General features: G+C 71.4%; 12 protein-coding genes. 7 read left to right on the forward strand and 5 right to left on the reverse strand.

Annotation, left to right across the window (positions count from 1 at the left end; all coding sequences use genetic code 11):
• Nucleotides 1-62: 62 nt before the first annotated feature.
• Entirely contained in the window at nucleotides 63-1091 is a 1029-nt protein-coding gene (gene add, locus ACH4U8_RS39870) for an adenosine deaminase (RefSeq protein ID WP_360308527.1), read from the forward strand.
• 93 nt (nucleotides 1092-1184) lie between these two features.
• Here add and ACH4U8_RS39875 read toward each other — a convergent pair whose 3' ends face one another.
• Nucleotides 1185-2348: a hypothetical protein gene (locus ACH4U8_RS39875; RefSeq protein ID WP_395783010.1), complete on the reverse strand. Its 1164-nt coding sequence runs from the start codon at nucleotides 2346-2348 to the stop codon at nucleotides 1185-1187.
• The gene (locus ACH4U8_RS39880) at nucleotides 2345-2857 is read right to left on the reverse strand and encodes a SigE family RNA polymerase sigma factor (protein WP_395783012.1); all 513 of its coding nucleotides are present in this window, start codon (nucleotides 2855-2857) and stop codon (nucleotides 2345-2347) included. Before ACH4U8_RS39880 ends, ACH4U8_RS39875 begins: the two co-directional genes overlap by 4 nt.
• Nucleotides 2858-3012: 155 nt before the next feature.
• On the opposite strand from ACH4U8_RS39880, the gene ACH4U8_RS39885 reads away from it, so the two are divergent.
• From ACH4U8_RS39885 to ACH4U8_RS39895, 3 genes are all read left to right on the forward strand, one after another.
• Nucleotides 3013-3336 carry a PadR family transcriptional regulator gene (locus ACH4U8_RS39885; RefSeq protein ID WP_020549346.1) on the forward strand — a complete coding sequence of 108 codons (324 nt, stop codon included), beginning with the start codon at nucleotides 3013-3015 and terminating at the stop codon, nucleotides 3334-3336.
• Complete coding sequence (locus ACH4U8_RS39890; protein WP_395783014.1) at nucleotides 3333-4718, forward strand: hypothetical protein; 1386 nt, start codon at nucleotides 3333-3335, stop codon at nucleotides 4716-4718. Before ACH4U8_RS39885 ends, ACH4U8_RS39890 begins: the two co-directional genes overlap by 4 nt.
• Nucleotides 4719-4943: 225 nt before the next feature.
• Entirely contained in the window at nucleotides 4944-7220 is a 2277-nt protein-coding gene (locus ACH4U8_RS39895) for a BTAD domain-containing putative transcriptional regulator (protein WP_379991298.1), read from the forward strand.
• A gap of 225 nt (nucleotides 7221-7445) precedes the next feature.
• Here ACH4U8_RS39895 and ACH4U8_RS39900 read toward each other — a convergent pair whose 3' ends face one another.
• Nucleotides 7446-8387, reverse strand: a complete 942-nt coding sequence (locus ACH4U8_RS39900) for an SGNH/GDSL hydrolase family protein (RefSeq protein ID WP_395783016.1) — start codon at nucleotides 8385-8387, stop codon at nucleotides 7446-7448.
• A 216-nt stretch (nucleotides 8388-8603) separates the two neighbouring features.
• Here ACH4U8_RS39900 and ACH4U8_RS39905 point away from each other — a divergent pair, with 216 nt between their 5' ends.
• The gene (locus ACH4U8_RS39905; protein ID WP_395783028.1) at nucleotides 8604-9797 is read left to right on the forward strand and encodes a helix-turn-helix domain-containing protein; all 1194 of its coding nucleotides are present in this window, start codon (nucleotides 8604-8606) and stop codon (nucleotides 9795-9797) included.
• 29 nt (nucleotides 9798-9826) lie between these two features.
• Here the strand turns inward: ACH4U8_RS39905 and ACH4U8_RS39910 are convergent, their stop codons facing one another.
• Nucleotides 9827-10138: a hypothetical protein gene (locus ACH4U8_RS39910; RefSeq protein WP_395783018.1), complete on the reverse strand. Its 312-nt coding sequence runs from the start codon at nucleotides 10136-10138 to the stop codon at nucleotides 9827-9829.
• 439 nt (nucleotides 10139-10577) lie between these two features.
• Between ACH4U8_RS39910 and ACH4U8_RS39915 the strand changes: the two genes are divergently transcribed.
• Nucleotides 10578-11408: a MerR family transcriptional regulator gene (locus ACH4U8_RS39915; protein ID WP_395783020.1), complete on the forward strand. Its 831-nt coding sequence runs from the start codon at nucleotides 10578-10580 to the stop codon at nucleotides 11406-11408.
• Between the two features lie 96 nt (nucleotides 11409-11504).
• Here the strand turns inward: ACH4U8_RS39915 and erm are convergent, their stop codons facing one another.
• On the reverse strand, nucleotides 11505-12308 hold the full coding sequence (erm, locus tag ACH4U8_RS39920) for a 23S ribosomal RNA methyltransferase Erm (protein WP_395783022.1): 804 nt from the start codon (nucleotides 12306-12308) through the stop codon (nucleotides 11505-11507).
• Nucleotides 12309-13370: 1062 nt separating this feature from the next.
• Here erm and ACH4U8_RS39925 point away from each other — a divergent pair.
• On the forward strand, nucleotides 13371-14090 hold the full coding sequence (locus tag ACH4U8_RS39925; RefSeq protein ID WP_395783030.1) for a DUF4232 domain-containing protein: 720 nt from the start codon (nucleotides 13371-13373) through the stop codon (nucleotides 14088-14090).
• The last annotated feature ends 1041 nt before the right edge of the window (nucleotides 14091-15131 follow it).

Here is a 15131-nt window from a genome sequence, read left to right on the forward strand (position 1 = left end):
AGTGGTGGTGGTGTGCTTGGCTCGGCGGCGCACCACCACTACGACCCCAAAGGACTGCTCCCATGCAAGACGCCCGTGAGATGCGCGACTTCATCGCCGGACTGCCCAAGTGCGAGCTGCACCTGCACATCGAGGGCACGCTGGAGCCCGAGCTGAAGTTCGCGCTGGCCGAGCGCAACGGGATCGAGCTGCCGTACTCCTCGGTCGAGGAGATGCGGGCCTCGTATCGGTTCGACAGCCTCGCCTCGTTCCTGACCGTCTACTACGAGGGCATGCGGGTCCTCGTGCACGAGCCGGACTTCTACGACCTGGCGATGGCCTACCTGCGCAAGGCCGCGGCGCAGAACGTGCGCTACGTGGAGATGTTCTTCGACCCGCAGGCGCACACCGGCCGCGGCGTGCCGTTCGACGTGGTCGTGCGCGGGCTGACCCGGGCGATCGGGGACGCGCGGCGCGAACTGGGCATCCGGGCCCAGTTGATCATGTGCTTCCTGCGCGACTTCCAGGCCGAGTACGCGATGGCCACGCTGGTGCAGTCGCTGGCGTACCGGGAGTGGATCGTGGGGATCGGGCTCGACTCGGACGAGCGCGGCAACCCGCCGGCCAAGTTCGCCGCGGTCTTTGCCCGGGCCCGGGCCGAGGGATACCGGCTGACCATGCACTGCGACGTCGACCAGGAGAACAGCGTCGAGCACATCCGCCAGGCGATCGAGGACATCGGCGTGGATCGCATCGACCACGGCTCGAACGCGCTGGAGGACCCCGAGTTGGTCGCGGCCATCAAGGAACGCGGCCTCGGCCTGACGGTGTGCCCGGTGTCGAACTCCTTCGTCGTGGACGGGATCAAGGAGCAGGAGATCCGGCGGATGTTGGACGAGGGCATCCTGGTCACCATCAACTCGGACGACCCCGCCTACATGGACGCGTACGTGCAGGAGAACCTGGAGCGCACCCAGGCTGCGCTGAACCTGACCCACGCCGAGGTGGCCCGCTTCGAGTACAACGCGTTCGCGATCTCGTGGCTGCCGGAGGACGTGCGGGACGGGTATGTGGCGGAGCTGCACGCGTACGTGGGTGCGGGCGCGAGCTGAAGCCGACCGGGATCCGGGGCCGGCCGCGGTCGGTGGATTTCGCTGAACTCCCTTGTCCGCAAGGGAGTTCAGTCTTCGGCGTGACCTTGGTGATCAGCCCGTCGGGTCGACCCAGGTGTTCGGGTCGGCGCAGTCGCGGTACTCGGTGGTCTCGATCAGGCGGGTGAGGGCGGAGTAGGGGATCAGGGTCCGGTCCCGCGTGGTCAGGGTGTACGAGCAGGCCCCGATGTCGGCGAGGAGCACGGCGCCGTCGGCGGGGACCTGCGTGTTGTCGTTCGATTCGGTGAGGTACCAGGTGTCGTGGCCGGCAACGAGGGTCGCCGGCCCCGGGCGGGTTGGGCGTCGGCCGGTGTCGGGCCCGCGTGATTCGACCCGGATCTGCAAGGTCCCGGGGTTGGCGTTGGCGCCCGGCTGCCAGGGCGTCCGGCGCGCGGCGGTCGGGTCCGGCGCGGGGGCGAGGGCCAGGGTGGACTCCCGGGTGCCCGTGCCCGCCGTCGGGACGAACCCGGCGGGCAGGGCGCCGAGCCGATACGGGGTGCGGGTCCGCGGCCCCGGAGCGATTCGGATGCGTTCGGCGAAGTCGGTCAGCGAGGTACGGTCCGTGCTCCCGAAGACCAGCACCCAGGTGTCGGTGTCGTGGGCCCACGCGATGACCGGTTCGGTGACGTCGCGGGCCTTCGGCGCCGCACCCGCGACCCGGGTGTGCGACGCCGCGGGTGTGCTCGGGACAACCGAACCCGGTTGCAGCGGACCGCTGTTCGCTGACTCCTGGCCCTGGGAGGCGTCGTCCGCGAAGACGAACCCCGGTAGGTAGAAGGCGGGTCGGCCCTGGATCGTGATCGGTTCGCCGGCCCGCAGCAGCGCGGTGTCCAGGGTGGTCGCCGACTGCACGGTGACCCGACCGCTCGGGAATCGACCCCCGCCCAGGAAGCCGGCGTAGGCGCGTGGACCGTCGAAGCCCGACCCGATGCGGAGGTAGCCGGCGCCCGGAACGGTGTCGATGTCGACGGCCGGCGGCCGGGGCATCGCCGTCGGGCCGGGCCGGTTCGTCGCGTCGCCGCCATCGGATCCGGACAGGGTCCAGGGGACCAGCGCCCCCAGGGCGACCGCGGCCACCGCGGCCAGGCCCACGCCCGTGCGCCGGCGTCGGCGGATTCGACGGGCTCCGGCCTGCGCCGCCTCGATCAGGCCGTCGGCGCTCGGCGCGAGGTGTTCGTGGTCGGTGAAGGTGGCTGCGAGATCTTCGAGATCGGTCACGTCGTGTCTCCGTGGGTCGGGGCCGGGGTTCGGGTCGGCTCCAGCCGCAGCGTCGCCAGGGCTCGGGGGGCGTAGCCGCGTACGGTGCCGGGGCGGCAGTTCAAGGTGGCGGCGATCTCGTCGTCGTCCAGGTCCTCGTAGTAACGGAGCACCAGCACGGCGCGCTGTTGGCGCGGGAGTTCGGCCAGGCGGTGCCACAGGTCCTCGCCGACGCCGAAGCGTTGCGCGTGGTCGGGGACGGTCGGCGCATCGGGGCCGGCCGACGTCTCGTGGGTCAGCGCGACGGTGCGGACCGCCTTGCGTCGGCGCAGGGACAGGAATTCGTTGGTGACCATGGTGCGTACGTACGCGTCCGGTCGGTCCAGGGCGGAGATGCGTTTCCAGCGCACCAGTGCCTTGGTCAGCGCGTCCTGCACGAGGTCGCGGGCCAGTTCCCGATCGCCGCACAGCAGTACCGCGTAACGCAGCAGGGCGGGCAGTCGCGCCGCCGCGAAGTCCTCGAACCGCATTCTGCCCGTCCCTTGTCCGGAAGCCTCCACACCCAACAAACGTCGCCGGAGCCCGATTTGCTGTGCGGCCGGCCGGCCGAACGGGTCCGGGCGATTGCCTCGACCACTACTACGCATTGCGTGGTACCGTGCAACGCACAAGAGCTGGAGGGGTCATGGATCCGAGTCAGTTGCTCAAGGGAGTGCTGGACCTCGCGGTGCTCGCCGTACTGCGCGAAGAAGACGGCTACGGCTACGACGTACTGCGCAGGTTGCGCAAGGCCGGCCTCGACGACGTCGGTGACGCGTCGGTCTACGGCACGCTGCGGCGGCTGTACAACGCCGGGCTCCTCACGTCCTACGTGGTGGCCAGCGACGAAGGCCCGAACCGTAAGTACTACGCCTTGAACGAGCCCGGCCGAGAGCGGTTCCGGGAGTCCACCGACACGTGGAACTCGTTCGCCCGGACGATGTCGGAACTGGTGGGGGAGACCCGATGAAGGACACCGCACTGCACCCCGTCGCGGAGGACTACCGCGTCGAGGTCGCCCGCATTCTGGCCGACCTGCCGGCCGCCGAGGCGGAGGAGATCCTGGACGACGTCGAGGTGAACCTGAGCGAGGTGGTCGCCGAACTCGACGGTTTGGTCACCTCCGAGTCGCTGCGCACCCGGCTGGGCACCCCGCACGAGTACGCGGCCGAACTCCGCGCGGCGGCCGGGTATCCGCCGCTGACGCCGCCCGGTTCGAAGCGCCCGGCCCGCTTCGGCAAGGTCGAACTCCTGTGTCTGGGACTGCTCGTGGTGCTCGGCTCGGCGCTCGTGGCCGGCTTCGGGATCGGTTCGCAGGACGACGCGCAGGGCCGGTGGTGGATCTTTCCCTGTCTGCTGGGCCTGGCTGTCGAGGCACTGAACGCACTGTGGATGCGCGGCCGCGGGCCGGGACTGCCCGAGATCGCCGCGCTGTCGATCACCCAACGCCTGGGGGCCTACGGGGAGTCCTTGCGCACGGGCCGATGGGCGGAACCGGTGCGCTTTCTGATCGGTCTGCAAAGCGCGTGGTGGGTCGCCCGGGCGCTGATCGTGGCGGCGCTCGCGTGGGTCGCGGCGGGTGGCGTGTGGTGGCCGGTCTGCGCCGGTGTCCTGGCCCTGGCCGGGTCGTTGTGGTTGGGCCCGCGCGCGGCGCACGATCGTCGGCTGTTGTGGGTGGCACTGCCGGTCAACGCGCTCGTGATCGGGGGCGCGGTCGGCATCCTCGGCGCGGGACAACTGACGCCGGGCACCGACTCGATCCAGTACGTGGGTGACACCAGCCCGCGGTACTCGGAATACCGCTCGACCGGGGACGGTCACCCACTGGACCCCGGCGTCCTGTTGGGCACCCTGGACGGACAACAGCTGAAGAACATCTATCCCTTCGACGCACAGGGGCGTCCGCTCAAGGACGTCCTGCTCTTCGACCAGAACGGCAAGCAACTCGGGCTCGCCGGCGACGACTACAACTATCGGTGCCACAACGCCGAGGGACGGAACCCGGTGCCCAACCGGGAGACCCTGCCGTTCCCGCAGCCTCGGGTGGTCTTCGAATCGGGAGCGACCGGTTGCCGGGTCGAGGAGGGCACCGCACCCTTCACGATCGCGATCCCGGTCCGACCGGGCGGGCAGTCCTCGGCGAACCCGGTGGCCGGTACGGTGCCGCAGCCCGGTGGGCAACCGCCGCAGGAGGCCCCGTCGTCGGCTCCCTCGGCCGGTGTCTCGGCGAAGCCGAATCCGCCGGTGAACCCGACCACCGCGCCGGTGCCGCCGAACTCGGCCCCGCCCGCCTCGGAGGCGAACCCGAAGACCGGGCAGCCGTCGACCCCGCCCGCACAGAGGGGGAGTTGAGGCCCGAGGCTCGGGCCTCGACCCGGGTCCCGGGACCGGCGGTCGTCGATCGCCCGGTCCCGGGCCGGTCGTGTCGGGTGGATGGCGAGTGGGCGGCAGGAGGACGGCAAGGGCGTTCATCGCGCGTCGAGTGGGCGTTGACCGCGACGTGGGACAACGGCCGGACGACTTCAGCCCCCGGCCGCCGCTCGGCCGCTCGTGACGCATCAGTAAGGTCTCTTATCCATGCTGACGTTTCGTGTACTGGGAGCGCTCGAAGCGTGGGACGGTGACCGACCGGCCGACCTGCGCGGCCCGCGCCATCGGGCCGTTCTCGCTCGGCTCGTCCTGGCGCGGGGGCACGTCGTACCGGTCGACCGGCTGATCGAGGACCTGTGGCACGGTGAGTCGCCGCATCGCGCGCTCGGCTCCGTGCAGACCTTCGTGTCGCACCTGCGCCGCGCGCTCGAACCCGACCGGGCGCCGCGCACACCCTCGACCGTGCTGGTGACCGCGCCGCCGGGCTATGCCTTCCGGGTCGGCACGGACGAGGTCGACGCGTGGCGATTCGAGGCACTGGTACACCGGGCCGGCGGGCTGTTGGCGGCCGGCGCCGCCGAGGAGGCGCTGCGTGAGTTGACCGCGGCGCTGGACCTGTGGCGCGGGCCGGCCTACGCGCAGTTCGCCGACGAACCGTGGGCTCGGCCGGAGGCGGCCCGGCTGGAGGAGTTGCGCCTGGTCGCGGTCGAGCGCCGGGCCGAGGCGGGCCTGGCGATCGGGCAGGCGTCCGGGATCGTGCCGGGCCTGGAGGCGCACGCGGCCGCGCACCCGCTGCGCGAGGAGAGTTGGCGGTTGCTCGCGTTGGCGATGTACCGATGCGCGCGGCAGGGAGACGCGCTGGCCGTGTTGCGCCGGGTACGAACCGCGCTGCGCGAGGAGTTGGGGGTCGAGCCCGGCGCGCGGTTGCAGCGGCTGGAGGCGGACATCCTGGCGCACGCGGCGGAGTTGGACGTGCCGACGGCTTTGCCGAGTGTGGCGGGGGCGGCGGCGGTCGGGTCGGTGGTTCGGGAGGAGCCGGGGGCGGTTCAGGGCTCCTCGACGGTTGTCTTGGAACAGGGTTCCGGGCCTGTTTCGGGGCCTGTTCCCGAGCACGTTTCCGGTGATGCGACGGGAGGCGAGTTCGTGGCGCGTACGACCACGTTGATCGGCCGGGCCGAGGAGACCGCGACGCTGCTGGCCGCGGCCAAGCGCGCCGACGGACGGCTCGCGGTGGCGTTGGTCAGCGGCGATCCGGGCGAGGGCAAGACCGCGTTGACCGAGCACGTGCGGGAGTTGTTGGCCGCCGAGGGTTGGCGGGCGGCCTGGGGGCGTTGCCCGGAGTCCGGTGGCGCGCCGGCCGGGTGGCCGTGGACCCAGATGTTGCGCACGCTCGCGGCGGTGAGCCCGCCGGACGAGGAGACCGCGCGGGTGCTGGCCCCGCTGCTGGCCGACTCGTTCGTCCCGGTCGGCGACCAGGCGGCGGCGAAGCTGCGGCTGCATCAGGCGGTGGTGGGCTACCTGGCCCGGGCCGGTGCGGAGACGCCGTGGTTGCTGGTGCTGGACGACGTGCACCGCGCGGACGAGGAGACGTTGGCGCTGCTGTGCCACCTGGCCACCGACCGGGACGCGGCCGGGCGGGTGCTCCTCGTGGTCACCTACCGGCACAACGAGGTCGGCGACCTGCTCGCCGACGCGCTGGCCCGGTTGGCGCGGTGCGGTCCGGAACGCATCGAACTCACCGGCCTGGCCCCGGAGGCGGTCGCCGACCTGGTACGCGGGGCGGTCTCGGCGCCGATCGACGCGGACACCGTGCGGGCGATCGTGGACCGGACGGCGGGCAACCCGTTCTACGTCCTGGAGACGGCGCGGGTGCTCGCGGCCGAGGGGGCGCACGCGGCGGTGTCCGAGGTCCCGGTCGGGGTGCGGGACGTGATTCGGCGGCACGTCGCGGGGCTGCCGAAGGCCGCCCAGGAGGTGCTCAAGCAGGCGTGCGTACTCGGCCGGGACATCGATGTCGACGTGTTGTTGGCGCAGAGCGGCACGGACGAGGACACCGTGCTCGACGCGGTCGAGTCGGCGCTGCTGACCGGCCTGCTGGTCGAACCCGACGCGGGCCAACTGCGGTTCACCCACGCGCTGGTCCGGGACACCCTGTACGAGGACCTGTCCCAGTTGCGCCGGGCCCGGATGCACGCGCGCACGGCCGAGGCGATCGAGGCCGTCCGACCCCGGGACGTCGCGGCCCTGGCGCACCACTACCTGGCTTCGGCCTCGCGCGCGACGGCGGCCAAGGCGACGCACTTCGCCCGGCTGGCCGCACTCGACGCGGAGATCCACTTCGCCTACCGCGAGGCGGCCGAGCTGTGGCGCGGAGCCCTGGTGGCCTTCGACCGCTCGGGCGTCGTGGACGAGGCGACCCGCAAGGAGATGGAGGCGGGCGCGGAACGCTCGCTGGCGCAGTCGGGGGACCACAGCCACGAGTGAGGTCGGGACGGCGCCGGCGGTCCGGTGTTTTCCGGCGCGCCTTCCGACGTCTTCCGGTTCTTTTCGGTTCTTTCCGGTGCTTTCTGGTGCCTTTTGGAGCGGGCGACAGGGCCCACTCGGACGAAGCCGAGTGGGCCCTGTCGCCCTGCCGCGCGGGAATCGGGCCCCGGGGGCGGGCTGTCCGTCGCGGGCGGCCGTGTCGGCCGTGCCGGGCCCGACGGGTGCCTACGCGGGGATGTGGCCGGCGATGATGGCGGCGTAGTTGGCTTCACCCCGGCGGTTGGGGTGGAGCGGGGCGGCGAGGTCGGTGGGGACGTAGCCCTCCAGCCACTTGGCGCCGGGCGCCTGGCAGGCGTCGTGGCCGGTGCTGGGGCCGGCCACGTCCACGTAGGTGGCGTCGTGGCCGGCGGCCTGGGCGGCGATCGTGGCGTTGAGGCGGTTCACGCTGCCCTGGAGGTAGTCCGCGTCGACGCCGAGGACCGGCTGGTACGGCCAGCAACCGCCGGGCTTGATGTAGAGGCCGTAGCCGGTGACCACGACCCGGGCCTGTGGTGCGCGCTGGTGGATGCCGGTCAGCACGGCGCCGAGTTTGGGGGCGAACGCGTCGATGCGTTGCGCGATTTGGTCGACGCCGCCGGCCGTCCAGCGCTCCTTGCACGGAGTCGCGAACGGGTCGAGTGTCGCGCAGCCCTGGGCCACGCCGACCAGGCCGACGTCGTTGCCGCCGATGGTGAGGGTGACCAGCGTGGTGTCCGTACCCAGCGCGTCGAACTGCGGGGGCGCCTCGCCCATGTCGATGCCGGCCAGGGACAGGTGTTGCGGGGACGTCATGTCGTTGGTGTCCGCGCTGCTGCAGGTGACGTCCCGCAACTCGGCGACGTTCAGGCGGGCCGCGAGTACGTGTGCGTAGTTGTTGGTGGATCGGCCGCAGGCCAGTGGCCCGGTGATGCCCGGGATCAGCGGACCCGAGGCCATCGAGTCGCCGAGCGCGACGTAGACCTGCCGATCCGCCGCGCCCGCCGGCGCGGTCGCGGCGACCAGGCCGGACAGGGCCAGTGCGCTCGTCGCGATCGCCGCCGCCGTCCCGCGCGCGAACCCGCGCAGGCGTCGGCGTGGGCTCCGGGGACTGCTGTGCAGCCGACTCCTCGTGCGTGCAGCAGAGTTCATGACGACTCCCGCCGGTCGTGGAATGTCCCACGCGTCATCATGCAGACTCGGACACAGCGGCTTAACTGGTGAGTAACACAGACTTTCCGGGAGGTGCCTGTGACACGTGACAACTCGTCGGGGGACCGGCCACCCGGCGTGTCGGTCGCGGCCGGTGCGCGGGTCGCCTCCGATCGGCCGCGCTCCGAGCGCCCGTTACGGATCGGCGGGCGCCCGGTGGCGGCCCGATTGCGGGCCGGCGCGCCCCGGTTGACCAGGGAGGTGCTGGAGCGGCTGCCGGCCGAGTTGCCCGCCTACGCGGCGCTGCCGGCCGAGGAACTGGCCGGGGACATCGCCGAGATCGTGCAGCACACGGTGCGGCTGTTCGCCGACGTGGTCGAGGGACGGCCGGGGGCGGGCGATCCGGACCTTGCGCCACAGTGCGCCTCGGCGGCCCAGCGGGCGGAGGAGGGTGTACCGCTCGACGCGATACTGACCGCGTATCAGATCGGCATCGAGATGTGCTGGCGGGAGATGACCGATCAGGCGCGCCCCGAGGAACTCGCGGATGTATTGGCCCTGTTCGCGGATCTGCTCGGCATACAGCGGGCCATCGTCGCGGGCGTCGCCTCGGCCTACCTGGAGGCCCGCCGCCTGTTGGACGGCCCGGAACAGAGCGGCCGACACGCACTGTTCGCAGCCCTGCTGGCCGGGGAGTCGGCGGATACCGTGGCCGGTCGGACGGGGGTGCGCCCGGCCGCCCACTACCTGGTCCTGACCCTGGTCCTGGCCGCTCATCCGGACGAGGCCCGCCTCGGCCCCTGCGCCGCCATCGCCGCGCGGCGCAAGTTGCGCCGGGTCCGGCAGGCCCTGGACGGCTTCACCGGCCGCTCCGCGCTGACCGCGCTCGACCCGGGTGGCGGGACCGCGTTGTTGCCGATGGACGCCGCGCCCGACTGGTCGGACGTACGCGCCCTGATCGCCCGCGCCGCCGACGCGGCCGACACCGCGATCACCGCCTCGGCCGCACTCGCCGAGCCGACCGGCATCCCGGACGCGGTGGACCGCAACACCGAGGTGCTCCGGCTGATCCGCGACACCGGCCGCGGTCCGGGCCTGTACCTGCTCACCGATGTGTTGCTCGACTACCAACTCAGCCGTCCGAGCGCCGCGTTGGCCGGACTGGCCGGCCTCCTCGCGCCGCTGGAGGGCAGGCCGGAGTTGTTGCTGACGCTGGAGACCTACCTCGCGCATGGCCGCGACCGCCGGGCGACGTCGGGCGCCCTGCACCTGCATCCGAACACGGTCGACTACCGGATTCGCCGGTTGACCGGCCTGATCGGGCTCTCCCCGAACCGCGCCGAGGACCTGCATCGACTGAACGCGGCCCTGGTGGCGCGGCGGACGTTGGGGCCGAGGCCGCCGGGTTGACGTGGTTCAGGCGGCGGGGGTTCGCCGGGTCAGCGGCGCAGGGCCGGATACAACGCCTCCGGGTCGGCGGACAGGGCGGCCTTGGCGTCCCGGCCGTAGTGGTCGACGAGCACCTCGTATCGCCCGGCTTCGAGGTCAGGTGGTACTCGAAGCGTGGTGGGCGGTCCTGGTAGCGGGACCGGGGCCGCGATCTCGCGCCGGTACTCCAGACCCTGGCCGCGTGGGGTGACCGCTGGCCGGCCGGGGAGTCGCCGGTGGAGTTCCGACACGGCGACCACGAACTCGACGTCGCGGTGATGTGCCGGGGCTGCGGGACGGAGGTCGTATCGGGCAGCGTGCATGTGCATGTGCGCGCGGAGGGGTGGGAGTTGTCGGGGCCGGTGGGGTGAGGGCCACTGTGGGGCCCGGCCGGCACCGGTCGAACCGCTCGGAGACGACCGACACCGGATCGGGCCGCCGCTGCCGCTGCCGCAGCCGATCGGAGGTTGTGGGTCCCGGCATGAGCGACCCGGACGGGTGACCGGGAGGGCGGCCACGGGGTGGATGGGAAACCGCCTGCGTCCTGCTGTTCGGCAGGGTTCGGTGGGCTGCGTCACGCGAACCTGCAACAGGTCCGCTTCGGTGCCGGCATCCCGACCGCCGCCGGAAATCCGGTCGCGCCTGCCCACTCGGAGCGGGTGGTTGGTGGTCGAGGAGTGGACGGGCGTCCGGCTGCGCTCGGCGCGGGAGGGCCGCGCGCTTGACCCTGACACGGTGTGAGGCCCTGCACTGGGAGGCGTCATGTTCACCATCGGAGACTTCGCCCGGCACGGTCGGGTATCGGTACGCATGTTGCGGCACTACGACGCGATCGGGCTGCTGCGGCCCGCCCACGTCGACGCGGCAAGCGGCTACCGCTTCTACCAGGCGGGCCAACTCGCCCGGCTCAACCGCGTGATCGCGCTCAAGGACCTCGGCTTCACCCTCGACCAGGTGCGGAGCATCCTGGACGAACAGGTGAACATCGACGAACTGCGCGGGATGTTGCGGCTGCGGCGGGCCGAACTCGCCGCCACGGTAGCGGCGGACGCAATGCGACTGACCCGGGTCGAGGCGAGGCTCCGGACGATCGAAACCGAGGGACGAATGCCCACCGACGACATCGTGATCAAGCGCATCCCCGCCGTGCGGGTTGCCGAATTGACCGCCACGACCACCGCCGACGCCGACGGGCCGGAGGGGATCGGGCCGATCATCGGCCCGCTGTACGACGAACTGTATCGCCGACTCGACGCTGCCGGCGTGCCGGCGACCGGGCCCGCAATCGCCTACTACGACGCCGCGTCGGATGGTGACGACACCGTCGTCATCCACGCCGGCCTGACCGTCGAGGCCGAGCCCCGCGCCGACTTCGACTTCGCGATCGTGGACCTGCCCGAGATCGGGACGGCCGCGACGTACGTACATCGCGGTTCGATGGACAACGTGATGACCGGCGTCCAGGCGATGGCCCGGTGGATCGATGGGCATGGGTATCGATCGGGGGGATACGCCCGGGAGTTGTACCTCGAATGTCCCGAGGACGAGGAGCAGTGGGTGACGGAACTCCAGGAGCCGATCACGCCGGCCTGATCCGACCCGGGTCGCCGGCGGACGGCGCCGGGTCGGACGGCATCACGAACACGTACGACCCGGCGCCGGTGGACCACCGGCGGACGACGACGACCGTCAGCGTGCCCGATGGGCGGCCCGCCCACCGCGTACGGGCGCATCGGCCAGCCGCCACAACGAGGCCCAGTGACCCGCCGTCAGATCCTTGGGCAACGCGAACGCCGGCACCCGTTCCTCCCGAAACCACCCGCGCAGCGCGGAGGCCCCGAACCGCCCGGTCCGACCCAGCACTTCACGCAACCCGCGCCCCGGGCCGGTGAACACCTGCCGCACCAACTCCTGGTACGGACCCGGCCGGCCCTCGACCAACGGCACATCCCGGCGGGTCATCGTCAACAACCCACCATCCACCGACGGCATCGGCCGAAACGCCCTCGCCGGCACGCGGGCGTGCAACCCGAACTCGTACCAGGGCCACCAGGCCGCCGTCAGCATCGTGGCCCCGCCCACGCCCGCCCGCCGCCGGGCCACCTCCCACTGCACCAACAGGACCGCGCTGCGCCAGTGCTCCGTTTCCAACAGTCGCCGCAACACCGGCGTGGTCAGGTGGAACGGCAGATTGCCCACCACGGTGTGTGGCTCGCGCGGAAACCGAAACCGCAACACATCGGCGGCCACGACCTCGACGTGTCCGGGGACTCGCCGGGCCAGCAGCCGAGCCCGCTTCGGATCGAGCTCCACCGCCGTGATCGCCCGACCGGTCCGACTCAACGGCAGCGTGATCGCACCGTCTCCGGGCCCGATCTCGACGATCGGCCCGGATGTACGCGCGACAAGGTCCTCGAAAAGTGCGATCACGGCACGATCGACGAGGAAGTTCTGACCAAGCTCATGACGTCCACCATGAGTGGGATAAGGCACGAAGGGGCTCCGCAAAGGCAGTTCGGAACCGGGCAACACGAAATGGCCGCACCGGCGTATGGACCCGAAGTGCGGCGGAACCAGGAGAGACGAAAGCCCTCGGCCGCCGCTAGAAGCGGCGAGTCCTCGTGTAAGCGGAAGCGAACATGCCCCGACCATAGCCCGCCGGCTGCGGTGTCCTCGAACTATTTCCCGCCGGGGGTCGCGGGCCCGTCGACTCGCGAGGTCGGGGTGGAGGTGGAGTTCGGCACGAATCGGCTCAACTGGTAAGTGGACGGATATATCAACCGTCCGCAGAACTGGTCGATCCTGATGGTCGACATATCGAACTGCTCGTCCTCGGCACGGAGTTTTCCAAGGTGAGCCCGTAGCTCCGCATGTTTTTCGGTCGCGAAGATCACCTCCCAGTGCCCCGCGTCGGGAGCGAAGCGAACGGCGTCCCGCCGCTGCCGCTCCTGCTCCCGCTGTTTCCTTTTCCGCTGCCCTGGCATGGCCTCAGCATCGCCGCCGACCATCCCCACGACAAGGCATTTCGACGTGGCGACACCCGCAGTGGGGCACTCGGCCTGTCAAGGGGGCGGGAGCGGGCCGGCGTTGGTGACCCCATCCGCGCCACGACCGCTGTCTGCAGCCGCCTCCCCGGCATGCGCCCGACCTCATGGCGCGCCGACGACTCGCGATGGTGAGGCGGGGGAGGGCCCGTGTGTTTCCGAGTCCCCGTCCCGGCCGAGTTCCGACTGTTACGAGCAGTTGCGTGTATTCGGATGCACCGGGCGGAGCCCCTCTCGGGCCGGAGAGGTGTGGTCCGGGCCGAATGTGCGGGGTCGGGCAGCGGGTGTCCGTCTCGCTCGGTCGGGGCCGGACGGCGCGGCGACGGAGGGTGGTTCGTCTGGGTCTTGTTTCTTCGCTTCGTGACCATGTCACCGGTCTGCGACAGCGGTGTTGTGGACCGACGACGTCGGTATCCCTGCGATCCGTGGTCACTACATAGTGATTGAGCAGGCACACCGAGGAGTCGAGATCGCTTCGGCTTCGATCACCGGATATCAAGGGGTCTTTCATATGTTCGGCAACCGTCGTAAGGCCGTTCTCGTCTCGGCAGCCCTCCTCGGGGGCATCATGCTGACGACGGCGTGCCAGGAGACGGACAAGAACTCGGGCGCCGCGCAGGGCACTTCGCCGGCAGCCGCGCCGGCTCCGGCGACTGTCCCGGCGGCCGCCCCGGCCGGCTCCTCGACCACGGGTGGCAACCAAGGCGGCGGCAACCAGGGTGGCAAGACGGAATCCACCGGAAAGACGTCCGCCGGGAAGAGCTCCGGCGGGCAGGGTACGACCGGTGGGACCGGTACCGGCGCGAACGGCGAGATCCGGAAGTGCTTCACCGACGACCTGAATATCACCGCGCAGGACGCCACCATCGGGGGCGACAACGACCGCACGGTCGCGGTGACGTTCAAGAACATCGGTCACGACTGTGCGATGTCCGGATTCGCGGGTGTCGACCTGAAGACCAGCGAGGGGCCGCTGTCGGCGAAGCGCACGAGCGAGCCGATCGTCCCGATCCTTCTCAAGAGCGGCCAGTCGGTGTCGTTCGGAATCCACTACCCGATCGGCGAGTCGGGTGGTTCCGGTGTCCGGATCACGGGTCTGCAGATCACCCCGCCCGGTGAGACGAAGACGGTCACCCTCCAGTGGCCGGGCGCCGCCACACTGCCCGTCACGGACGGTGCCGGCTCCCCGGTCACGGTCGGCCCGATGGGAAGCGCCGGCCAGGGCGGCTGACCCACCCCACACGGCGGCAACACCGACGAACCTCCCGGGCCCACCCCAACGCATAAGCGCTGGGCCCGGCCACACTGCCGCCGCATCGCCGACGGCAAGGGCCCGGCCGCTCCTCCGCGACGGCTCACGCTCGGGCGGGGGGTCCTGGACGAGGTGCGCCGGCTTGCACCCGCCGACGGATTCCGTCGATCGGTGCTGGTGCTGGTGCTGGTGCCGGCGTCGGCGTCGGCGCTGCCGAAACGACCGTGGCCGCCACTGCTACGGCAACGCGACTGGTAACAAAGACCATTCCAGGCCGCCCACCAGCCATCCGAGGAATCCCCTCGCCCCAGACCAGGAACGTCACAGGACCAGACGAGACCCAAAGCCACTGGCAACCGCCCCACCGAGGTGGGCTTTTGCGTCCGGCACTCCTACCTGCTGTCCCGAGATCGGCGACTTCGACGCAGTTCGATCCTCGGTCGGAGGAACTGGGGTCGATCCACAGAGCGGTTGGGTGGTCCTGGGAGAAACAGGACTGATCGCGGTGGGTGCTTTTGTGGGGGTCGGTGGGTGCCTTTCCGGGTGGGTCGGTCGGGTGTTCGCGGCGGGCGGTCGCGTCTTGGTCGGCGGCGGGTGGCTCAGTGCTAAACGGTCGGCGTGGGCCGGCGGAGGTCGGCCCGGTCCCACGGTCGCCGGCGGCCGGGAGCCTTGGGTTTCCCGGCGAGAGGTGGGTGTTGCTCGGCGGGAAAGGCGCTGGCAACGGCGGAGCGGGAGGGCGGCTCGGTGGGGTTCGCCGGGGAGCCTTTCCGAGTGGGCCGGGTGTTTGTGGCCGGCGGTCGCGTCTTGGTCGGCAGCGGGAGGCTCAGTGCTAAACGGTCGGCGTGGATCGGCGGAGATGGGCCCGGTCCCACGGTCGCCGGCGGCCGGGAGCCCTGGGTTCCCCGGCGAGACGCGGGTGTTGCTTGCCGGAAAGGCGCTGGCAACGGCGGAGCGGGTGGGTGCTTTCGTCGGGTCCGCCGGGGAGCCTTCCCGGGTTGGTCGGGTGTTCGCGGCCGGCGG

Source organism: Embleya sp. NPDC020886 (assembly GCF_044333915.1).
Classification (GTDB): domain Bacteria; phylum Actinomycetota; class Actinomycetes; order Streptomycetales; family Streptomycetaceae; genus Embleya.

Bases quoted from the DNA above. Each gene is read 5' to 3' on its own strand.
- add (WP_360308527.1), top strand. From the start codon at position 63: ATGCAAGACGCCCGTGAGATGCGCGACTTCATCGCCGGACTGCCCAAG.
- ACH4U8_RS39880 (WP_395783012.1), bottom strand. From the start codon at position 2,857: ATGCGGTTCGAGGACTTCGCGGCGGCGCGACTGCCCGCCCTGCTGCGT.
- ACH4U8_RS39885 (WP_020549346.1), top strand. From the start codon at position 3,013: ATGGATCCGAGTCAGTTGCTCAAGGGAGTGCTGGACCTCGCGGTGCTC.
- ACH4U8_RS39890 (WP_395783014.1), top strand. From the start codon at position 3,333: ATGAAGGACACCGCACTGCACCCCGTCGCGGAGGACTACCGCGTCGAG.
- ACH4U8_RS39895 (WP_379991298.1), top strand. From the start codon at position 4,944: ATGCTGACGTTTCGTGTACTGGGAGCGCTCGAAGCGTGGGACGGTGAC.
- ACH4U8_RS39900 (WP_395783016.1), bottom strand. From the start codon at position 8,387: ATGAACTCTGCTGCACGCACGAGGAGTCGGCTGCACAGCAGTCCCCGG.
- ACH4U8_RS39910 (WP_395783018.1), bottom strand. From the start codon at position 10,138: ATGCACGCTGCCCGATACGACCTCCGTCCCGCAGCCCCGGCACATCAC.
- ACH4U8_RS39915 (WP_395783020.1), top strand. From the start codon at position 10,578: ATGTTCACCATCGGAGACTTCGCCCGGCACGGTCGGGTATCGGTACGC.
- ACH4U8_RS39925 (WP_395783030.1), top strand. From the start codon at position 13,371: ATGTTCGGCAACCGTCGTAAGGCCGTTCTCGTCTCGGCAGCCCTCCTC.